Origin of the sequence: Photorhabdus africana, assembly GCF_035181445.1 — a bacterium.
GTDB lineage: Bacteria > Pseudomonadota > Gammaproteobacteria > Enterobacterales > Enterobacteriaceae > Photorhabdus > Photorhabdus laumondii.
Genome location: NZ_JAXBVE010000008.1, coordinates 105821 through 128052, shown reverse-complemented (window position 1 = coordinate 128052; position 22232 = coordinate 105821). Strand labels below are relative to the sequence as shown.

Below are 22232 nucleotides of genomic sequence, written 5' to 3'. Positions count from 1 at the left end.
AAAATTGTTCACAGAGACAATATCAATATGACGTTTTATTGTTAATAAACCCAGTAATTCTATCACGCTAGAGCGAAATATGCTGTATTTTGCGTTCTGCTCCGAGCAGTGATTATCGTTTTTTATATGCTAAGGAATATCCTGCCGCCAGGCATCAGCAGTGAGTGCTTCACCAAAATGGCTAGCGATCAGACGGCGGGTCATATCATGGAGAGGCGAAGCCAGCACTTCTGCTGTATTTCCCCGCTCAACAACTTCTCCTTGATGCATGACCAGCACCTGATCGCTGATATGTTTCATCATGCCAAGATGCTGGGTGACATAGAGGTAAGAAATACCCTGTTTTTCCTGTAATTCCAACATCAGATTAATGATTTGAGATCGCATAGACATATCCAGTGATGCTAATGCCTCATCAGCAATAATAATCTGAGGTTGTAATATCAATGCACGCGCCAGTGCTACCCGCTGTTTCTGGCCTGAGGCTAACATATGTGGATAATAATTGGCATGGTCTGGTAACAGGCCAACTTGTCGCAATGTCTGGTTGATCCGTTTTTCCCGCTTCGCTGTATTGAGTTCGGTATTAAGCAGAAGGGGAATATCAAGAATTTGTCCAATACGCTGCCGAGGATTTAGCGACGTACTTGGGTCCTGAAATATCATGCGAATGCGTTGGCTGCGATAACTGTAATCACCGTAAGTGAGTTTATGGCCTTCGATCATGATTTCACCGGCAGTTGGCTCGATGACGCCTGAAAGCATTTTTGCCAGTGTTGATTTTCCAGAACCGTTTTCACCAATAATCGCCAGTGTCTGTTTAGCTTTTAAGGTAAAGCTAACGGGTTTTACTGCATCGAGATGTTGCCGATGAAAAAAACCCGTTCGATAGCGAAAAATTTTAGCCAAATTCCTAACTTCCAGCAGAGTATTAACCAATTACTGTTCCTCCAGATTCAGTGGAAAGTGGCAGGCAAAAGCGTGGTTTTTAATCACCCGCAATCGTGGTGTTTCAATGCACGTTTTTTGCGCGTAAGGGCAACGCGGGCCTAAACGGCAGCCGATGGGTAAGTGCTCAAGGGATGGAATCGCGCCTGATAAGGTGTTTAACCTGCTTTTATGGGGCAAAGAGCTACCAAAATCAGGGATAGCGCGGCTTAACGCTTGTGTGTAAGGGTGGTGTGGTGTTACCAGCAATTCATCGGAAACGGCGCTTTCGACCGTTTGACCACAATACAGAACGTTAATGCGATCCACCAATTTGCTCATGACTTGCAAGTCATGACTTATCAGTAAAATAGTGGTGTTGTTGTTCTGATTCAATCGTGCTAACAGACGGAAAATCTGGGCTTGTGTGGTCGGTTCCATCGCATTGGTTGGTTCATCTGCAATCAGCAGCCGCGGTTGGTTCGCCAATGCGATAGCAATCATGACCTTCTGGCACTCTCCCTCCGTTAACTCGCAAGGGAAGCTACTCATAATGTCTTTATGATCTTTAATTCCCACACGGTGGAGTAATTCAATAGCCCGGCGTTTTCGCCATTTGAAACGTTGCCACCAACGGCCTTTGTAAGTCCAGCCGGGGATAGCTTGAATGAGTTGCCGCCCAATATTTTCGGAAGGATCAAGACAGGATTGTGGCTCCTGAAAAATCATTGAGATATTGTGGCCGATCACTTTTCGGCGCTGACGGGGAGTCAGACGGAGCAGGTCGATATCATCGAAGCGAAAACGGTCAGCCGTCACTTTGAGATTATCTTTAGTGACTCCGCTTATTGCTTTGGCAATCAAGCTTTTACCTGAGCCAGATTCACCAACCAGACCGCGTATTTCGCCTTCTATCAGTGACATACTGACGCGATCAACCGCTTTAACTGGCCCTTTGGCAGTCATAAATTCAATAGTGAGATTGCGAATATCGAGTAATGGCATTATTCCACCCCGGAATTAATTGCTCGGTGTAATCCATCACCTAATAAATTGACTAACAAGACACAGAACATAATTGCCGCGCCGGGCAACATAACGGTCCAAGGCGCAACATAGATTAGCTCCAGTGAATCGCCCAACATGGCTCCCCATTCGGGTGAAGGAAGTTGGGCGCCAAGATCAAGAAAACCTAGTGAAGCGATATCAAGTATGGCGATAGAAAGGGCGCGTGTTAGCTCGTTGACCAAGGCGGCGGTAATGTTGGGTAATACGGCGTACCATAGAATATGGTAATTAGAGGCGCCATCCAGGCGGGCGGCAATAACATATTCTTTGTCTAGCTCATCGTGAACGGCGCTGTAAACTGTGCGAACGATACGTGGCAATAGCGCCAACCAAATAGCGATTATTGCATGCTGCAAACTGGCGCCCACAAAGGCGACAACAATAATTGCCAGCAATAGTGATGGAATAGAGAGCAATGTATCGAGAATATGATTGAGCACTGCGGATTTCAGTCCTCGTGTCATGCCTGCCAGACAGCCGATAATCAGACCACATAAAGCGGCTGCTAAAGTGACTAACAGCGCTGAACCGAATGTAGAGGCGGTACCTATTAGTAATCGGCTGAGAATGTCGCGTCCAAGATCGTCGGTACCTAGAAAAAATGCGATATTACCGTGATATGACCATGAAGGTGGCAGCAACTGATGACCAAGAAATTGTTGATCGAGCTTATAGGGGGCCAGATAGCTACCAAACAGACTTAAGGCGATCAGAATCAGCACCCCATAAAACCCCATCATTGCCAACATGTCAGAATAGAAAAAGCGCCAGATGACCTTTATCGGTGACGGCATTTTCTTTTCACGATAAAAATTATCTAAGGGCATACCATTCCTTATGCTTCAGAGGGTTAGCCATTGCGCCAATAATATCAGACAGAACATTGACAGAAATCACCAGTGTGCCAATCACCATAACACCGGCAGAAATGGCGGAATAATCTTGCTGACGAATGGCACTGACTAACCAATGGCCAAGTCCCGGCCAGTTAAATACGAGTTCTGTTATCATTGCCAGTGTCAGCATGGTGGAAAATTGTAATCCTAGTTTCGGAATGATAGGAGGTAACGCATTGTGTAATACATGACGACGGATAATTGTCAGCCTTGATAAACCACGGGTTGCGGCGGCTTTGATATAGTTTTCACCAAAAACTTCTTCTGTGCTGTTCCTCATCAACCGGATAACTTCGGTTGTCGGTGCAACGGCGAGTGTAATAACGGGTAGCAGCAAGTGTTGCATGGCACTAATGATCATCTCATTACGATAGGGTGATTTTGATAACCAGGCATCAATTAATGAGAAACCTGTTACAGGTTCAATCTGATATAGCAGATTAAAGCGCCCGGAGACGGGTAGCCAGCCGAGATAAAGAGAGAAAAATAGCGTGAGTAGTAATGCTAGCCAAAAAATCGGGATGGAAAATCCGACTAAAGCAATGGAGATGATAACAGTATCCGCTGGTTTGTTACGCCATACTCCGGCAATAATCCCGAGTGGAATGCCGACGAGTAAGGCGCTAGAGAAAGCCAGAATACAGAGTTCCATTGTGGCGGGGAACACTTCCCGTAATTGTTCGCTGATAAGTTCACCATTAATGCTGGATACGCCAAAATCCCATAGTAATAAGCTATTGAAATAGAATGTATAAGCGTCAAATAGGGATGCCCCGCTGAGTGGCGCATTGGGGGTAAAATAACTCAGGCTAAAGCTTATCAGTGACAGGAAAAACAGGGTAATAATCAGCAATAGCAGACGACGGAGAGTGTAAATAGTCATTTGCTACCCTTTTGAGTCATTTGGTTAGTCTCTTTTTCCCGATAAACGCCAGCGAAAGAGGTATTACCAAATGGGCTGAGTACTAGCCCTTTAATATCATAACGGTAAGCCTGTAAATGCAGAGAATAGGCTAATGGTAATATAGGTAATTGCTGCTCAAGGACTTGTTGAGCAGCATGATAATACGTAATTCTGGATAATAATTGCTGGTTAATCAAAGCTTCTCGCAAAATTTTATCAAACGTTGGCTCACACCAATGGCTGAAATTTGTCTGTGAAGCGATAGCAGCACAACTTAATAGTGGCCGGAAAAAACTGTCTGGGTCATTACTGTCAGTTGACCAGCCTGATAATGTCATATCGTGAGATTTATCCATCAATTTGGTTTCCTGAAAGCGGCCCTCAACAGGTTTGATGCTCATGGTAATACCAACTTGTGCTAAATCGGCCTGAATCAGTTCTGCCATTTTGAGTGGACTTGGATTATATGATTGAGAGGCGGAAGGTACCCATAAGCTCAATTGCAAGCCATTTAATCCGAGATCATTAAGCATTTTACGGGATTTTTCTGGGTTATATTCCGTAATTTCAGTTTGATTATCATAAGCCCATGACGCTCGTGGTAAAATTGATGAGGCTGTTTCCGCCGTACCATAATAGATGGATTGCATCAGCCGTTGGTTATTAATAGCGTAAGCAATGGCTTGCCGAACCTGTAGCTTATCAAGTGGTGGCTTGCTGGTATTGAAAGCCAGATAAGCGATATTCATTCCTGGGCGTAAAGTCAGACGCAGGCGAGGATCATCTCGTAAAACGGTAAGTTGACTGGCAGCGGGATACGCTAATACATCACATTCACCGGTTAAAAGTTTAGACATCCTGCCAGTACCGCCAGCGCCGACGTCAATAACTATCTGGCGCATTTGTGGTTTGCCTTTCCAGTATTTATCATGACGAACCAGACGGATAAATTGTCTGGTCCGATGATCTTCCAACATAAACGGGCCTGTGCCGACAGGTTTCCAGTCAATTTGTTCATGGCGATTCATTTGATGCAATTGTTGCCCATATTCTTGTGAAAGTATTGGGGCATAGTGGGTTGCCAAATGCCAAAGAAAAGAAGCATCTGGTTCGTGCAAGCGAAACTCCACCGTATATTCATTAAGTTTACGGATACTTTGAATAGAATCGGCCAGTTGGAGGCTGTCAAAATAGGGGTAATGCCCGCCATTGACGTTGTGGTAATAGTGTTGTTTATCAAACAGACGTTTAAAGCTGAAAATGACGTCATCAGCATTCATGTTACGGGTTGGAGTAAACCAGTCTGTTGATTGAAATGAGACATTATGGCGCAAATAAAAACGGTAGGTAGCGCCGTTATCCAGTATTTCCCAATGGGCGGCTAATTCAGGGAGTAAACGATAAGTATAAGGGTCAACATCTAGTAAGCGCTCATAGAGTTGTGCTGCCAGTGTATCGACAGTTAAGCCGCTGCTAGCCAGTTGGGGATTAAAGGTATTCAGGTTGCCATTAACGCAATAAATAAACCCTTGTTGCAGAATGTCAGTCGGAACGTGGTGATTTTTTTCAGGCGTAGCTATTGTTTCTGCAATAGCCGGTGCTGAAAGGGATAATATGATCCAATAAATCAAACTGCGCATATAAGGCATCTGTTATTAATTAGAATTGACCCATTGTATCTCAATTCGCGCTTGAGCCCAAAAAAACACTGTGGAGATGATAATGAGAAAAATTCTCAACAAAGTGCTTTACAAAACGTATTGATAACCATTATCATCTGTATCGCTCTTCCGGGAAACAGCTTTTGTTACCTCAGGAAAAGCACGACATTGCTCACATTGCTTCCAGTGTTTTTTAGCCAGCTCGGGTGCTGGCTTTTTTTTATCTGTAATCCAGATCATTTATCGCCGACGTTGATATCATATTTTTTCATTAAGCCTCGTAATTGATAATAGGTCAGCCGGAGTTTCTCTGCCGCTTTTCTTTGGTTAAACCTGCTCTCTTTTAATGATAACGCTATTAATTGTCGTTCGCTGTCATGTTGCCACTGTTTCAAATTAACAGGCAGTGAAGGCAGAAGTTGTGGAGATAAATCATGACTATCATCAACATTGGCTATAAAATGCGGTGTGGAGGCGAATGGGTTAATAATAATATTATCAAGTTGAGCAGAATTTTCGCCGTGACGATAAACCGATCGTTCCACAACATTTTTCAGTTCACGGATATTACCGGGCCAAGTGTAATCTTGTAACTGTTGTTTTGCCTGGTCAGTGAAACCGGGAAATAATGGCAAATCAAGTTCCCGGCACATTTGAATAGCAAAATGTTGCGCTAGCAACATGATATCCTGCTGCCGTTGCCGCAATGGTGGGATATTAACTACATCGAAAGCCAGCCTATCGAGCAAATCAGCGCGGAATTGCCCCTTAGCTGCCATTGCGGGCAGATTCTCATTGGTTGCGCATATCAGTCGAGCGTCAACTTGTAATGATTGGCTGCCGCCAACGCGTTCAAGATGCCCATATTCAATGACACGCAATAGCTTTTCCTGAACTTGCATTGGTGCGGTTGCCAATTCATCAAGAAATAGCGTTCCTCCATCAGCACGTTCAAATCTTCCTTGGTGCCTCTTTTGTGCACCGGTAAATGCGCCAGCTTCATGACCAAATAACTCTGAATCCAATAAATTTTCATTCAGAGCCGCGCAGTTTAGGGAAATAAATGGGCCTTGCCAGCGCGGGGATAAATAATGCAAACGGCGGGCAATCAGCTCTTTGCCGGTTCCGCGTTCCCCAATAACGATAACGGGTTTGTTTAATTTTGCCAGCGCGGATACCTGCTCCAGAATTTCAATAAAGCGGTTTGCTTCACCCAATAGGTTTTCCGTGGTGTCATTCATGGTTATTTTCACCGATAATTGGTTATTTTAGCCACTTTATTACGTTGTGATAAAAAGTTAAATAAAAAAATTTCTTTATATTTCATAAAAATAGAGTAAATAAAAAGTTGGCACGATTCTTGATGGGATAGAAGTGACATGAATAGTATTAACCAACCTTAACCAAAGAGGATAATTTGCTATGGGTATTTTCTCTCGTTTTGCTGATATCGTGAATGCCAATATCTCTTCATTACTGGATAAAGCGGAAGATCCGCAGAAAATGATTCGTCTAATGATTCAGGAAATGGAAGACACTTTAGTTGAAATTCGCTCAACTTCCGCCCGTGCTTTGGCAGAGAAAAAGCAGTTATCTCGCCGCATTACCGCAGGTGAACAACAAATGCACGACTGGCAGGAAAAAGCGGAACTGGCGTTGAATAAAGAGAGAGAGGATTTGGCGCGGGCAGCTCTGCTTGAAAAACAGAAAGTGGCTGCTTTAGTGGATACATTGAAACATGAATTGACCATATTGGAAGAGACACTTGAGCGAATGAAAGGGGAGATTGTTGAGCTTGAAAACAAACTTAACGAAACCCGAGTAAGACAACAAGCGTTGGCTTTGCGTCATCAGGCGGCCAACTCTTCTCGACAGGTTCGTCATCAGCTAGACAGCGGTAAAATTGATCAGGCAATGGCTCGCTTTGAACAATTTGAACGCCGTATCGATCACATGGAAGCGGAAACAGAAGCCGTGGGCATGGGAAAACAAAAATCGCTGGATCAACAGTTTGCTGAATTAAAGGCAGACGATGAAATCAGTGCGCAGTTGGCGGCAATGAAGGCTAAAATAAATGCTAATAAAGAACAATATTAAAAGAACAACATTAAATGTTGGTGCACTCAACTAACCATTAAGGAAAAGTGATGGGCTCTATATTTCTTGGCATTCCACTGACTATTTTTGTACTTTTTGTGTTACCCATCTGGTTGTGGTTGCATTATAACAGCCGGAATTCAAACCAAAGTCAGTTGGATCAGAATGAAATTCAGCGTCTGGCAGAGCGTGTACAACATATGCAGGCACGAATCAAAACATTGGAAGATATTCTGGATGCGGAACACCCTGATTGGAGGCAATCATAATGTCGAATAGTAACCGTCGGAAACTGTATCGAATACCAGAGAAGGGCAAAATTAAAGGTGTTTGTGCTGGGTTGGCCGATTATTTTGATGTACCAGTGCGCTTGATTCGTGTCATCGCGGTATTGTCACTCTTTTTTGGCCTGTTTGGTTTTGTGGTTGTTGCTTATATTGTACTGGTTTTCGTCCTTGACCCGGCACCGCCGGGTTATACTCAAGAGGCGCATTTTTCAGCACAAAACTTGCTGCATGAAATCGATTATCAATTGAAATCAGGAGAGATTCGTCTGCGCCAAATGGAACGTTATGTCACTTCAGAAACGTTCAGCGTTCGCAGCCGTTTCAGGCAGCTTTGATAGCAAAAATTACCTATGGCTCGGCTGATACAAAAAAATTGTTGTAATACTTCTCACAGGAGAGACATGAAACGGCTACAAAATGAATTAACTGCGCTGGTTAATCGCGGGATGGATCGCCATTTACGGTTAGCTGTAACAGGATTAAGTCGTAGTGGTAAAACAGCGTTTATCACATCTTTGGTTAATCAGTTACTTAACCTCCATAGCGGTGCCCGGTTGCCGCTATTTTCTGCTGTGCGTGACGGTCGCTTGTTGGGTGTAAAACGGGTTCCTCAACGTGATTTGGGCGTTCCTCGTTTTACTTATGATGAAGGGTTGACCGCCCTTTACAGCACACCGCCAGCCTGGCCAACCCCGACGCGAGGTGTCAGTGAAATCCGTCTGGCACTTCGTTACCGTTCTGGCGATTCTCTGCTGCGCCATTTTAAAGAAACTGCCACGTTATATCTGGAAATTGTGGATTATCCCGGCGAATGGCTGTTGGATCTACCGATGTTGGCGCAAAGCTATTTAACATGGTCACATCAGATGAATAGCTTATTGCAGGGACAAAGAGCTGAATGGGCAAAACCTTGGCTGGGACTTTGTAAACAGTGCGATCCACTGGCACCCGCAGATGAGAATCTGTTGGCTGCTATTGCTCAGGCCTATACGGAATATTTGGTTAAATGCAAAGAGCAAGGTTTACATTTTATCCAGCCGGGGAGATTTGTTCTGCCCGGTGATATGATGGGCGCTCCGGCTTTACAATTTTTCCCGTGGCCGGATATCAACCATATCACTGAGTCACAATTTGCTCAGGCAGATAGACACACGAATATCGGTATGCTGCGTCAGCGCTTTGAATATTACTGCCAGTCGGTGGTGAAAGGGTTTTATAAAACACATTTTTTACGTTTTGATCGGCAGATTGTGTTGATAGATTGTTTACAGCCATTGAACCGTGGACCACAAGCATTTAATGATATGCGTTTGGCGCTGACACAATTAATGCAGAGTTTTCATTATGGTAAACGAACGCTCTTCCGCCGCCTGTTTTCCCCTTGCATTGATAAATTAATGTTCGCTGCCAGTAAGGCCGATCACGTTACCGCAGATCAGCATGCTAATTTGGTTTCTTTACTCCAGCAATTGGTTCAGGAAGCCAGACAAAATGCGGTTTTTGAAGGTATCAGCATGGATTGTGTTGGCTTGGCATCGGTACGGGCGACAGAAAGTGGCATGATTGAACACCATGGTGAAAGTATTCCGGCATTGAAAGGATATCGGCTTACAGATGGTAAACCGCTGACATTTTTTCCCGGAGAGGTGCCACGGCGTTTACCTGAGGATAACTTCTGGCAAAAACAGGGTTTCTCTTTCGAGGAGTTTAGCCCCTGTCCGGTAAATGTTGATACACCATTGCCTCATATCCGGTTGGATACCGTGCTGGAATTTTTAGTGGGAGATAAAGTGAAATGACGGAGCCCTTGAAGCCAAGAATTGACTTTGCAGAATCCTTATCGGGACCACAAGAGCCGGTTTTAAAGCCTGCTCAGATCTTTAATGAAAAAGACACAGCGAATTTTTGTCCTGCTTCCCCAGAACTTGAGGCGGAAGAACGCGAAGGTCAGGTCGAAGGGATAGTTAATGCGGCACTGAAACCTAAGCGTAGTTGTTGGCGTAAAATGGTATATGGTTCTCTGATGTTATTGGGGGTGAGTGCGGTTGCTCAGTTTGTGCAGTGGATTTATCAATCATGGCAGCAACAGGATTGGAGCGCATTAGGTGTAGCGGCAGCCGGGGGCATGATGGTCTTTGCGGGAATAGGTTCTCTTGTCAGTGAGTGGCATCGTCTTTATCGGCTAAGAATGCGGTCTGAGGAACGCGATACTGCGAGAGCGTTATTGCAGCATCATGGCGTGGGTAAAGGGCGGGAATTTTGTGAGAAGTTGGCAAGTCAGGCAGGTATCGAACAGCATAACCCGGCGTTACAGCGCTGGCGGGCTGCTTTACATGATACACATAACGATCGTGAAGTGGTGGTGTTGTACAGTAAATGGGTTCAACCTGTTTTGGACTCTCAAGTCAGGGCTGAAATCAGCCGCTGTGCTGCGGAATCGGCATTAATGATAGCAGTTAGCCCGTTGGCTATTGTCGATATGGCATTTATTGCCTGGCGTAATATCCGGCTAATTAATCGTATTGCAGCTCTATATGGTATTGAACTGGGATATTTCAGTCGTATTCGGCTCTTCCGCCTTGTTCTGCTGAATATTGTTTTTTCTGGTGCTTCAGAAGTGGTGCGGGAAGTGGGTATGGATTGGTTATCGCAGGATATCGCTGCGCGTCTTTCTGTCAGAGCCGCTCAAGGGATCGGTGTAGGTTTACTGACTGCCCGGTTGGGTATTAAAGCGATGGAATTATGTAGGCCATTACCTTGGATAGAAGGTGATAAACCTAAATTAGGAGATTTCCGTCGTCAGCTAATCACTCAACTTAAGAATATCCTGCCAAATAAGTCTAAGAATATAGTTAATTAAATGATATATACTTTAATTATATATGAACGCACAAAATATCCAGATAACGACGATCTTTTACGTTATTTTATTAATTTGTTTTATAATCAATCTTACAATTTGTTTATTTTAGTGAAAGTTTCGAATGCTGTGTTATTTGCGACATTAAAAAACCGGAGTCTGGTCAATTTTTACTGACAGAATGCTTCATATGAATAATTGTAAAGAGTAGTATTTTAAAAAATTATATGCATTAATGCATACCCTATGGATTTCAAGATGCATCGCGACGGCAAGGGAGTGAATCCCCGGGAGCATAGCAAACTATGCGACCGGGGTGAGCGAGTGCAGCCAACAAAGAAGCAACTTGAAAGATAACGGGTATAAATAAGGTCAAAACAGATGCGCTTAGAAGTTGTTTGCCATGATCGAATTGGGCTGACCCGTGAACTGCTCGATCTACTGGTATTAGAGAATATTGATTTAAAGGGGATAGAAATATCTCAAATCGGCCGGATTTACCTTAATTTTTCACCAGTTGATTTCAATGTATTTCGTAAATTGATGGCAGAAATTCGCCGTATTAATGGCGTTATTGATGTTCGTACCGTCTCTTTTATGCCTTCAGAAAGAGAACACAAAGCGATGTGTGCACTGTTGGAATCCTTGCCTGAGCCTGTTTTTTCAGTTGATCTGAAAGGGAATATTGAGCTCGCTAACTCCGCGGTGTTTAAGTTGTTTGGTGTCAGTGAGGAACAAACTTATCAAAAACCTATCGGGCAGTTTATCAGCGGTTATAACTTTTCGCGCTGGTTTGAAAATAAAAATATTCAGCAACGGGTGGAAAGGATAACGCTCAAAGGTCTGGACTACCTGATGGATATTACGCCTATTCAGCTGATGGATGAAAAGCAGAAAATGCAATGTGTTGGCACAGTGATTATGCTCAAATCTGCTGCTCGAATAGGGAATCAACTGAAAAAACTGACTATCAATGATGGTAGTGAGTTTAAGGCGATTATCGCTGTTAGCCCAAAAATGACTCAGATTATTGAGCAGGCCCGTAAAATGGCGATGCTGGATGCGCCACTGTTGCTGATTGGCGAGACAGGCACTGGCAAAGATATTCTGGCAAAAGCCTGTCATTTGCACAGTTTACGCGGAAAACAGCCCTTTTTGGGATTGAACTGCGCCTCGATGCCGGATGATGTAGTAGAAAGTGAACTGTTTGGCTACGCTGCCGGCGCGTATCCTAATGCGATTGAAGGAAAGAAAGGTTTCTTTGAGCAGGCTAATGGTGGCACAGTTTTACTGGATGAAATTGGTGAAATGTCGCCACAGATGCAAATTAAGCTGCTGCGTTTTCTTAATGACGGTACTTTCCGCCGAGTAGGGGAAGAAAATGAAGTCAAAGTGAACGTCAGAGTTATCTGTGCCACACAAAAAAATCTGGTTGAATTAGTGCAACGAGGGGAATTTCGCGAAGATCTCTATTATCGCCTTAATGTGTTGGCGATTACACTCCCGCCGTTGCGTGATCGTAAAGCAGATATTATACCGCTGGTGGAGTATTTTATTGAGCGTTTTTCTGAAGAACAGGGAGTACTGAAACCGAAATTGTCCCCTGAACTTCCTCACTTTCTGACGAGTTACAGTTGGCCCGGTAACGTAAGGCAGTTACAAAATGCCATCTATCGGGCGCTGACCCAGCTCGAAAATATGGAACTGACGCCGCGAGATATACAACTGCCAGAGTTTGAAATAGAGGTTTCTTTTAGTGAAGATGTGTTCAATGGTTCTCTGGATGAAATCAGTAAACGTTTTGAACGTTCGGTGTTAACGCGTCTTTATCGGCACTATCCCAGCACGCGTAAACTGGCTAAACGTCTTGGGGTATCGCATACTGCGATTGCCAATAAATTGAGAGAATATGGTCTGAGTAGCAGGAAGCATGTTATTGAATATGAACCGGATGATGAAGAATAAAATAATGCCCACCGTGAAGTGGGCATTATATCCCGTCATCTTTCAAGTTGCCTCTTTGTTGGCGGCACTCGCTCACCCCGGTCACATAGTTTGCTATGCTCCCGGGGATTCACTCCTTTGCCGTCGCGATGCATCTTGAAATCCATAGGGTATAAATCATGGGATTTATTTCAGTGCGGCCAGTGCGCTATCGTAATCTGGCTCATTAGTGATTTCATCAACCAGTTGGCTATAAATCACGTTATCACTTTCATCAAGCACAATGACAGCACGGGCTGTGAGACCACTCAGAGGACTACCGTTGATAGCAACGCCATAATCTTCACTGAAAGTACCGCCACGCAGGGTAGACAGCGTGACGACATTTGATAACCCTTCCGCGCCACAGAAACGGGACTGAGCAAAAGGCAGGTCGGCAGAAATGCACAGTACGACGGTATTTTCCAAATCATTCGCTACCTGATTAAATTTACGTACTGATGCTGCACAAACACCGGTATCGATACTTGGGAAAATATTCAGCACCTTACTTTTTCCGGCATAGTGGCTAAGAGAGACATCGGAGAGATCTTTGGCTGTCAGAGTAAAATCTTGCGCTTTTTCCCCTGATTTTGGGAACTGGCCGCTTACGGAGATATCATTGCCTTGAAATTTTACTGTTTGTGTCATAGCTTTCTTCCTCTGATAAATGAACCACGATTGCCCAGTGTAGAAGAATATTCGGCTCTTGCCCATCAAAAATAGTGCTTGTGAGAGTAAAATTGTCTGATTGTGTCATTCTAACAATGGCTTATAATTTAGTAATGGGATATCTATATCCTATGGATTTCAAGATGCATCGCGACGGCAAAGGAGTGAATCCCCGGGAGCATAGCAAACTATGTGACCGGGGTGAGCGAGTGCAGCCAACAAAGAGGCAACTTGAAAGATAACGGGTATATTTTATAACAGGGCAGATTATTACCTTATGCGCTATTTCAATTTGATTTCTTGTGCACTACTTATCAATAGTTCTTTTATTACCGTTTCTGCTTTTGCTGCGGAAGTTCCTACTGGCACTCAGCTTAATGACAAACAGGAACTGGTTCGTCACCTAAAAGACGAACCGGCATCCTTAGATCCGATTAATGCCGTGGGTTTGACAGAGGCGCAAGTTCAGCGTGATCTGTTTGAAGGGCTGGTGAATCAGGATGCGTATGGCAATGCGATTCCCGGTGTAGCAATAGCGTGGAAAACAGCAGACAACAAAACTTGGTTTTTTACCTTGCGTTCTGATGCCCGTTGGTCAAACGGCGAGCCCGTTACTGCGACAGATTTTGTATATAGTTGGCAGCGGCTAGTCACTCCGGCTAATACGTCATCATTTGCTTGGTTTGCTGCACTAGCGGGTATTGAAAATGCTCAGGAAATTATTGACGGTAAACTGCTACCAGCAAGACTGGGTGTTGAGGCCATTGATAAGCACACATTAAAGGTGACGCTAAACCGGCCTGTGCCTTATTTTCCCAATCTGACTGCGAATTTCAGTCTCTATCCGGTCAATAAGAAAATAGTAGAAAAATATGGGAAAGAGTGGATAAAAGTTGGTCATTTGGTGGGGAATGGTGCTTTCGAATTACATAATAGAATTGTTAATGAGAAAATCGTTCTGACACCAAACCCTTATTACTGGGATCATAAAAAAACCGTCCTGACAAAAGTCACATTCGTACCCATTAATCAAGAATCGCACGCGACTAAACGCTATCTGGCGGATGATTTAGATATCACCGAATCCTTCCCGAAAAATATGTATAAAAAATTGCAGCATGAATTACCCGGGCAAGTCTATACGCCGGATCAGTTAGGAACCTATTATTACGCTTTTAACACCCAACGGGCACCAACGAATGATGCCAGAGTGCGTAAAGCGCTTTCTATGACAATTGACCGTAAAATTATTGCGGAAAAAGTCTTGGGGACAGGAGAGAAACCCGCCTGGCATTTTACACCGGATGTGACGGCGGGTTTCCACCCGATGATCAGTGATATGGAACAACATACGCAAGCAGAATTGGACCAACAGGCTAAAGTTTTATTACAAGCGGCGGGTTACGGTCCGAACAATCCACTGAAACTTTCTCTACTCTATAATAATTCCGAAAATCACCAAAAAATTGCGATTGCTATCGCTTCCATGTGGAAGAAAAAGTTGGGTGTACACGTGAATCTAATGAATCAGGAATGGAAAACGTATATTGATAGCCGTAACACGGGCGATTTTGATGTTATTCGTGCATCTTGGGTAGGTGATTATAACGAGCCCTCTACATTTCTAAGCCTGCTAACTTCAACGCATAGTGGCAATATTGCTAAATTCCATCAGACAAATTACGACAAACTACTACAATCGGCTAGTTTGCGAACAGATGATGGCTTAAGAAACGATGACTATAACAAAGCGGAGCAAATGATTGCTGAACAGGCGCCTATTGCACCGATTTATCAGTACACTAACGGCAGGTTGATAAAACCTTGGTTAAAAGGATACCCGATCACCAATCCAGAAGACGTGGCATATAGTCATACTATGTACATAATTAAGCACTAAGGGTAAGGAGCTGGATGTGGAAACCATTTATGGCTCATCATTGAGAGAGGCTGATGCAGTCTATGCTTGTCAGTTTGATGGTCAAGGCGGTATGACGCCGATTGACATGGATGGATTAGCCACACCAGCTCAACCTTTTTGGCAACATTTGGATTACCGTAATCCCAAGAGCTACCGCTGGTTAATGGACACTGATTTATTACCAGAAACGGTTAAAGCGGGGTTGGCTGGAGAGAGTCTTAGGCCGAAAATAATGCGTACCGGCGATGGGATGATGATTACGCTTCGAACAATTAATAACAGTGAGAGTGAACGCCCTGATCAATTGGTGGTGTTTCGTATTTATATTAATTCTCAGATCGTGATTTCCAGTCGTCATCGTAAAGTTTATTCACTTGAACAGGTACTGAGTGATTTACAAAATGGTATAGGTGCGAAAACGACCGGGCACTGGTTGGTTGAAATGGTTGATGCAATAACCGATGAAGTGGGGAATTTTATTGAAGATCTTCATGACAACCTTATTGAGCTTGAGAATAGGGTTCTTGATCAACGGATACCGGGGCGGGGTGGGTTAGCTTTGCTGCGTAAACAATTGATTATTCTGCGTCGTTATATGGCACCTCAGAGAGATGTATTTGCCCGGCTTGCGAGTGAAAGATTACTTTGGATGAGTGATGAAGATCGTTACCGAATGCAGGAAATATCTGATCGCTTAGGAAGAGAATTGGATGATTTGGATGGTTGTATTGCTCGCACGGCAATTATTTCAGATGAAATTACATCGATGATGGCGGATGCGATGAACCGCCGTACTTATACTATGTCATTACTTGCTATGATTTTTTTACCGACAACATTCCTGACCGGATTATTTGGTGTCAACCTTGGTGGTATTCCTGGCAATGAATATTATTTAGGTTTTGCTATCTTTTGCTTATTGTTATTCGGGTTGGTTTTATTTGTTGCGTGGTGGTTAAAGAAAAGTAAATGGTTGTGAAAATTAAATATATCCTATGGATTTCAAGATGCATCGCGACGGCAAGGGAGAGAATCCCCGGGAGCATAGCAAACTATGTGACCGGGGTGAGCGAGCGCAGCCAACAAAGAGGCAACTTGAAGGATAACGGGTATAGTTATTTGGAGAGGTAAACATAGCTGCGGGAAAGTGTTACGAAAATTGATTCTTAATTTGAGATATATCAATATTCACCCGCCGTCATTGAGGCATAATAACTCTCGCAGGTGAAAACAACGTTAAGCGATGAATGTTGTTCTCCGTAATTGTAGTTTTTCTCACATAAGTCTTTATACAGAATAATTGCCCATTCTTATGCCGATATTAATTTATAATGTCGGCTTTTTTTATTTTTCATTTGCTGTTTTAGGAAAATAAAAAAATCAAGGTGAAAGTGAAAGAGAAGCAAAAATCAACGCTCTGAAATATATCCAGAGCGGTGCGATTAAGAGTCTACCCCAATAGTCCTATTGGGATAGGCGGTAAGAATAACTATTTGACTTCAATGATATCCAACCGTTCTGATTGATAATCGGGTTGATCTTCTATATCAACAACGGGTTGTATGGATAATTCCTCGCGGTCAAAGGCGAGATCACCACCATCAATCACTTCGCTGCCGTGAGTGATATTCTTAAAATCGAATAGATTAAAATCGCTGAGATGTGACGGAACAACATTTTGCACTGCACGAAACATGGTTTCAATTCTGCCCGGATAACGCTTATCCCATTCCCGTAACATATCTTTGATAACCTGGCGTTGCAGATTGGGTTGAGAACCACAGAGATTACAAGGAATGATCGGGAATGCTTTGGCGGTTGCATAGCGCTCAATATCTTTCTCGCGGCAATAAGCGAGAGGGCGAATGACAATATGTTTACCATCATCACTCATCAACTTTGGCGGCATACCTTTTAGTTTGCCGCCATAAAACATGTTGAGAAATAGGGTTTGCAAAATATCATCACGGTGATGGCCTAATGCAATTTTCGTTGCACCCAACTCAGTGGCTGTGCGATATAAGATGCCACGACGTAGACGGGAACAGAGTGAACAGGTTGTCTTACCTTCGGGTATTTTTTCTTTCACTATGCCATAAGTGTTTTCTTCGACAATTTTATATTCGACACCCAGTTCATCCAGATAAGCGGGAAGGATATGCTCAGGAAAACCGGGTTGTTTCTGATCCAGATTAACGGCAACAAGTGAGAAATTAACCGGAGCACTTTTTTGCAGATTTTGCAGGATAGATAGCAGGGTATAGCTGTCTTTACCACCAGAAAGGCAGACCATAATGCGATCGCCTTCCTCAATCATATTGAAATCAGCGATTGCTTGACCGACATCACGACGTAAACGCTTCTGTAATTTGTTCTGGTTATATTGTTGTTTCTGATCCACCACGGACACTCGTAGATAATGTTTAAATGGGATTTAGGGGAAGGAGTATACCATTTTTATGACCTGACACCTTAAAAGAGTTTGTGATAGATTCCGCTTATTTTTACCTGTTAATGCTAATCAATTGATAGCTTTTTCTGTATGGAAGACGAGGATCGCCCATACCTTAGATTCTGTTGATAACTGGTATCAGAATGGAGATGAAAATCAAATTGCGGTGCTCTGTTCATATAAAAAGTCCATTGAGTATTCAGTATAATTAAGCGTATTTTTCAAACAGGCATATTGCCATTGATATAATAAAGGATGCAACACTTATATTGATGGTAATGTAACATATTTTTATCCAGTGAGTTAAATTGGGGGGTAAATTTTGAATAAAATCGTAAGACTCTTGTGGCATATATTTACTACTAGGCTCATTTATTCTTATTCTTTTTCCTGTTAATAACTTATAGAAAAATGCGGCAGTATAAAACTGACCGTGAATACCCATAAAATGCCCAATGTATGCTCCTGATGATAAACAAAATCCTTTTTCCATATATAAATCAATAATTTTATCCATCTTTTTTTGATTTGTTTTGTAAATAGCTGCTGATATAATGAAAAAACCAATAAAAGAAAAGCAAGAAATAAGTAAAATGATAAAGGTGACTCTATTCATATTAAAACCTCATTGAATGTCCAGTATAGTTAAGCGTATTCTCTAAATAGAAATGTTATCATTGTTATGAAGAAGAATACACCACTTATATTAATGGTGATGAAATATATCTTTATCCAATGAGTTAAACTGGAAGGTAGGTTTTGAATAAAGTTATAAGATTCTTGATACATATATTTGCTATCCTTTTCATTGATTCTCATTCTTCTTCCAGTGAGTAGCATATAGAAAAATATCGCAACCTGATACTGACCATAAACACCCAAAAAACGGCCCAACTTTACGCCTGCTGATAAATAAAGTCCTTTTCCTATATATGATTCAATAATTTTATCCATTTTACTTTGGTTTGTTTTGTAAATAGTTATTGATATAATGAAAAAAAAGAAGAGAAAAATAACGGAAATGATGGTTATTAGGTCTAATATTTTCATAATAAATGCTCTATAAATTGATCTGCGAAAAATCCCATAGTCTTCTCTAATCCATAGCATAGCTAGCTAAGTGTTTTCCTAAAAAAATCTTAATTAAAAAATAGCTCATTTTTGCGCGTCCTAACATATATAGTACAGACTCTGTGTATAATTCAATGATTTTATCTGTTTTTTTATTTATTTTGAAAATGACTATAAATATAATCATAAAAATATATAATGAAATATGCGAAATAAAAAATGATGTGTTTTACTCTGCTATTATTAATGTTAAATATAAATTTTTAGTCTTTCAGGTGTATTTGAAATATAAAACAAATATCATTCCAATAGAGAAGGATAATATGCTGATGGAAGTGGTTAAAATATAGGGTCTTAACCAGCTTGTCATATTTTCCGGTAATTTCTGGATAAAGTCGTAGGACTCTTTATACATATATTTACTATCCTTTTCATTGATTCTCATTCTTTTTCCAATTAGTAATTGGTAAAAGAACATAGCAACTTGAAATTGACCGTAAACACCTAAAAAACGACCTAGCTTTACGCCTGCTGATAAATAAAGTCCTTTTCCTATATATGATTCAATAATTTCATCCATCTTACTCTGATTTATTTTGTAAATAATGATTGACACAACTAAAAAAACAAGAAATAAAATATAAAGGATGAGCATGATAATAAAGGTTATTTTATTCATATCAATTCCCTATTGTGTGTTCAACAATAACTCCACTAAACCATTCTCCACCTTTACTTCCAACATAGCCTCCTGCTAAACCACCACCAATCATGCAAAGTCCGGCAACTAAACCTCCTGTTGCAGCTCCAAGAGCAATACATGCTGTTCCTGCTGCCATAGTGCCACCATATCCTATGGCCATCCCACCACCCGTTCTACCAACAAATTTACTATATTCCTTAATTGCCACTTTTTCACATTTTCCTGCTTGCCCATAATTACAGGCATCAATAACTTGCCCGGTGGTATCAACAAAGTCCAGACCAATGGCAATTCTGCCACCATATTTCATCCATTTAATCATTTTTTCACTTTGTAAAATTGTTTGACTATATCCCTTTATTGCGCCAATCCCTGCTTTATCCCATTGGTGAGCAATGGCTTTGGTTGATAACTTTAGCGCGTGTTTTAAATTAGGATGTTGGTCGATTTTCAAAGAGAGTCGGCCAACTTTATTTAATAATCCCTTTAGGTTACCCATAATCAGTTGTCTTTCTACATAAAACTCGGGGCTGGCAAATTTTCGGTTTAGCCCATTTAACCGATATTCTCTTTGATAAAGCTTCTGTAACTTTGACAGATTTTTTTTGATTTGGGAGAAATAAGTGTCACCCAGTGACGATGCGGTGCCAACTAAGGTTCCTCCCTGATCCAGTACATAGTGAAACAGACCAAAATGATGATGCAAAAATGCTGCGGATTCATTAGGCAGAGCTGAAACGGATCGGTTGACTTCATACTGAGATTGTTTTAATAGCTGTATGATATGCGGGGGATTATAGGAATCTGGATCTGCTACCAGCAGAATTTGCCCCGGTTTCAGGAATCGGTAATTTGAATTTAATGCCATAAAATAGCGAGCCGCTTCGCTATTTGAATGGCTGAATAACAGACTGGCTTGAAAACTTAATCCTCCAGGTTGCTGTACGACACAGAAACCGGGTTGAATGTTTCTTTTCATAAATACTCTATTTGTTCCTGTGGTAGCTTTTAACATGTTGGCCTGACGTTAGATGACATAACTTAATCAGATAATCGGATTATTTTCAACATATAATAAATGGGTTTCTAATCTTTACAGAGTGAGAATTTATAGGGAGTCGGTGATGTATAAATTCAATCTGATGTTGTCGGTTGATATTGATTAATTTGCAGTTTTTTCTTTTCTAAAGGATAGCAATAGTGAATGGAATTTGTTTATATATTTGGTCTGACTACGAGCCTTCAATATTTACATTTATATAAGATAATTAACAATTTGTTACAATTATTTTATGGAAATTACAATTATTTTATTGAAATCAAAGGAAAATAACTCAGAATGAGAACTTGAACATAAGGTAAATTAAGTAGGTATAGTTATGGCAAATATGATTTATGTGACGATAAAAGGTGAATCTCAGGGGCTTATTTCTCAAGGATGTTCGACTTTGGATTCCATTGGTAATCGGTATCAGCATGGACATGAAAATCAAATTATGGTGTTGCAATTCAATCATGGTCTGACAGTTGCTCAGAATGTTAATTATCAGCCGGTAAACTTCATTAAACTATTAGATAAATCTTCCCCATTGTTAATGATAGCGGCAGCTAATCATGAAAGACTGGAGTTGACATTTGATATTTATCGGACTTCTCAAATAGGTTCACAAGAACTTTTTTATTCCATCTTGCTCACCGGGGCAAAAATTTGTGATTTAAATGTTAATTGTCCGCATGTTATTAATGATAATAACGGCCAGCCGGAGGAAGTTATTTCAGTTCAGTATGTTAATATTACTTGTCGGCATCATATGGCGGGAACATCAGGATATTGCATTTGGGATGAGATGGTTTATTGATAAATACAGTTTATACGCTTAGTTTTCATTTAATAGCTAAGCGTGTTTTTAAAAGTAAGTACTATAGTCACTCGCCATGCAAATTTCAGCAGCTAATCCTTCAGTTATAGCGCCAAGAGTAGCATATGTTGACTCAACGTTAGACGACATAACCTCCTTATCGTTTCGTCACCACCATTGCTTAATCAAATGATAAGATTATTTTTAGTTTATAAATGTACATGTTTTTAATTCTACTGCCTATGTTTTCTTAGAAATCCTAAAGGGTATCCTACGAATGATTCTGATCTAAATCTCAAAGCTGGAACCTATCGTTAGTACTTTTCCATATTCTCTGTAAAATCCCTCCAACGATTTTCCTGCCTGTGCGGTACTTCTTGAGCAGGGATAAATAAGGTTTGAATTGGATTTAAGGAACGAAATATATCAATTTTGTTACGTTACACCTTAAAGCATTTGTGATAAATTCAATCCGTTTTTGTCTATTAATGTTGGTCGATTTATTTTTTCTACTATAGAGAGTAATGATATGAATGGATTTGTATATTTAGCAATGGCAATTGTTGCTGAGGTTATCGCAACGGCTTCATTAAAAGCCTCTGATGGGTTTAGTAAATTATTCCCTTCTATACTGGTCATTGTTGGATACGGTATCGCTTTCTGGGGGTTATCTCAGGTGGTCAAAGTTGTGCCATTAGGAATTGCTTATGCCATATGGTCTGGCTTGGGTATTGTGTTGGTTTCTATTGCCGCGATATTTTTATATCAACAGAAGTTGGATTGGGCGGCTATTTTAGGTATGGCTCTTATTGTTGCCGGTGTAATGGTAATAAACCTGCTTTCTAACAGCAGTGCACATTAATTAACAATT

At 41.5% G+C, this 22232-nt stretch carries 23 protein-coding genes; 10 read left to right on the top strand and 13 right to left on the bottom strand.

Annotated elements, in window-relative coordinates; genetic code table 11:
* Positions 1-129: 129 nt before the first annotated feature.
* The 7 genes from sapF to pspF form a co-directional block, all read right to left on the bottom strand.
* On the bottom strand, positions 130-939 hold the full coding sequence (gene sapF / locus SLS51_RS06975) for a putrescine export ABC transporter ATP-binding protein SapF (RefSeq protein WP_323836771.1): 810 nt from the start codon (positions 937-939) through the stop codon (positions 130-132).
* Positions 940-1932, bottom strand: coding sequence for a putrescine export ABC transporter ATP-binding protein SapD (sapD, locus tag SLS51_RS06970; protein ID WP_323836769.1), 993 nt, complete (start codon positions 1930-1932; stop codon positions 940-942).
* A complete protein-coding gene (gene sapC / locus SLS51_RS06965; protein WP_112875792.1) occupies positions 1932-2822 on the bottom strand; it encodes a putrescine export ABC transporter permease SapC in 891 nt (296 codons plus the stop codon). The genes sapD and sapC overlap by 1 nt, the downstream gene beginning before the upstream one ends.
* A complete protein-coding gene (gene sapB / locus SLS51_RS06960; RefSeq protein WP_323836766.1) occupies positions 2809-3774 on the bottom strand; it encodes a putrescine export ABC transporter permease SapB in 966 nt (321 codons plus the stop codon). The genes sapC and sapB overlap by 14 nt, the downstream gene beginning before the upstream one ends.
* A complete protein-coding gene (gene sapA / locus SLS51_RS06955) occupies positions 3771-5435 on the bottom strand; it encodes an ABC transporter substrate-binding protein SapA (RefSeq protein WP_323836764.1) in 1665 nt (554 codons plus the stop codon). The genes sapB and sapA overlap by 4 nt, the downstream gene beginning before the upstream one ends.
* Positions 5436-5543: 108 nt before the next feature.
* On the bottom strand, positions 5544-5696 hold the full coding sequence (locus SLS51_RS06950) for a hypothetical protein (RefSeq protein WP_323836762.1): 153 nt from the start codon (positions 5694-5696) through the stop codon (positions 5544-5546).
* Entirely contained in the window at positions 5693-6697 is a 1005-nt protein-coding gene (pspF, locus tag SLS51_RS06945; RefSeq protein WP_323836761.1) for a phage shock protein operon transcriptional activator, read from the bottom strand. The genes SLS51_RS06950 and pspF overlap by 4 nt, the downstream gene beginning before the upstream one ends.
* A gap of 181 nt (positions 6698-6878) precedes the next feature.
* Between pspF and pspA the strand changes: the two genes are divergently transcribed.
* The 6 genes from pspA to tyrR all read left to right on the top strand — a co-directional run bounded on the left by pspA (position 6879) and on the right by tyrR (position 12665).
* A complete protein-coding gene (gene pspA / locus SLS51_RS06940) occupies positions 6879-7553 on the top strand; it encodes a phage shock protein PspA (RefSeq protein WP_323836759.1) in 675 nt (224 codons plus the stop codon).
* 50 nt (positions 7554-7603) lie between these two features.
* Positions 7604-7822: an envelope stress response membrane protein PspB gene (gene pspB / locus SLS51_RS06935; RefSeq protein ID WP_011146806.1), complete on the top strand. Its 219-nt coding sequence runs from the start codon at positions 7604-7606 to the stop codon at positions 7820-7822.
* Positions 7822-8175 carry an envelope stress response membrane protein PspC gene (gene pspC, locus SLS51_RS06930; protein ID WP_323836756.1) on the top strand — a complete coding sequence of 118 codons (354 nt, stop codon included), beginning with the start codon at positions 7822-7824 and terminating at the stop codon, positions 8173-8175. Before pspB ends, pspC begins: the two co-directional genes overlap by 1 nt.
* 66 nt (positions 8176-8241) lie before the next feature.
* Entirely contained in the window at positions 8242-9639 is a 1398-nt protein-coding gene (locus tag SLS51_RS06925) for a YcjX family GTP-binding protein (RefSeq protein WP_323836754.1), read from the top strand.
* On the top strand, positions 9636-10700 hold the full coding sequence (locus SLS51_RS06920) for a YcjF family protein (RefSeq protein ID WP_323836752.1): 1065 nt from the start codon (positions 9636-9638) through the stop codon (positions 10698-10700). Before SLS51_RS06925 ends, SLS51_RS06920 begins: the two co-directional genes overlap by 4 nt.
* Positions 10701-11081: 381 nt before the next feature.
* On the top strand, positions 11082-12665 hold the full coding sequence (gene tyrR, locus SLS51_RS06915; protein ID WP_323836750.1) for a transcriptional regulator TyrR: 1584 nt from the start codon (positions 11082-11084) through the stop codon (positions 12663-12665).
* A 165-nt stretch (positions 12666-12830) separates the two neighbouring features.
* Here the strand turns inward: tyrR and tpx are convergent, their stop codons facing one another.
* The gene (gene tpx / locus SLS51_RS06910) at positions 12831-13334 is read right to left on the bottom strand and encodes a thiol peroxidase (RefSeq protein WP_323836748.1); all 504 of its coding nucleotides are present in this window, start codon (positions 13332-13334) and stop codon (positions 12831-12833) included.
* 298 nt (positions 13335-13632) lie between these two features.
* Between tpx and SLS51_RS06905 the strand changes: the two genes are divergently transcribed.
* Together SLS51_RS06905 and zntB are read left to right on the top strand one after the other, a co-directional pair.
* Positions 13633-15255: a peptide ABC transporter substrate-binding protein gene (locus SLS51_RS06905; protein WP_323836746.1), complete on the top strand. Its 1623-nt coding sequence runs from the start codon at positions 13633-13635 to the stop codon at positions 15253-15255.
* 16 nt (positions 15256-15271) lie between these two features.
* Positions 15272-16255, top strand: coding sequence for a zinc transporter ZntB (gene zntB, locus SLS51_RS06900; protein ID WP_323836744.1), 984 nt, complete (start codon positions 15272-15274; stop codon positions 16253-16255).
* Between the two features lie 510 nt (positions 16256-16765).
* On the opposite strand, the gene ttcA is transcribed toward zntB, so the two are convergent.
* The 5 genes from ttcA to SLS51_RS06875 all read right to left on the bottom strand — a co-directional run bounded on the left by ttcA (position 16766) and on the right by SLS51_RS06875 (position 20481).
* A complete protein-coding gene (ttcA, locus tag SLS51_RS06895; RefSeq protein ID WP_439126852.1) occupies positions 16766-17686 on the bottom strand; it encodes a tRNA 2-thiocytidine(32) synthetase TtcA in 921 nt (306 codons plus the stop codon).
* A 250-nt stretch (positions 17687-17936) separates the two neighbouring features.
* The gene (locus SLS51_RS06890; protein ID WP_323836740.1) at positions 17937-18344 is read right to left on the bottom strand and encodes a hypothetical protein; all 408 of its coding nucleotides are present in this window, start codon (positions 18342-18344) and stop codon (positions 17937-17939) included.
* 29 nt (positions 18345-18373) lie between these two features.
* Positions 18374-18778: a hypothetical protein gene (locus tag SLS51_RS06885; protein ID WP_323836738.1), complete on the bottom strand. Its 405-nt coding sequence runs from the start codon at positions 18776-18778 to the stop codon at positions 18374-18376.
* A gap of 292 nt (positions 18779-19070) precedes the next feature.
* Positions 19071-19478 carry a hypothetical protein gene (locus tag SLS51_RS06880; RefSeq protein WP_323836736.1) on the bottom strand — a complete coding sequence of 136 codons (408 nt, stop codon included), beginning with the start codon at positions 19476-19478 and terminating at the stop codon, positions 19071-19073.
* 1 nt (position 19479) lies between these two features.
* Positions 19480-20481 (bottom strand): hypothetical protein, encoded by a 1002-nt coding sequence (locus SLS51_RS06875; RefSeq protein WP_323836734.1) that lies wholly within the window; start codon positions 20479-20481, stop codon positions 19480-19482.
* A gap of 400 nt (positions 20482-20881) precedes the next feature.
* On the opposite strand from SLS51_RS06875, the gene SLS51_RS06870 reads away from it, so the two are divergent.
* Both SLS51_RS06870 and SLS51_RS06865 read left to right on the top strand, forming a co-directional pair.
* On the top strand, positions 20882-21361 hold the full coding sequence (locus SLS51_RS06870; protein ID WP_011146791.1) for an Hcp family type VI secretion system effector: 480 nt from the start codon (positions 20882-20884) through the stop codon (positions 21359-21361).
* Between the two features lie 529 nt (positions 21362-21890).
* Positions 21891-22223 (top strand): DMT family transporter, encoded by a 333-nt coding sequence (locus SLS51_RS06865; RefSeq protein ID WP_011146789.1) that lies wholly within the window; start codon positions 21891-21893, stop codon positions 22221-22223.
* The last annotated feature ends 9 nt before the right edge of the window (positions 22224-22232 follow it).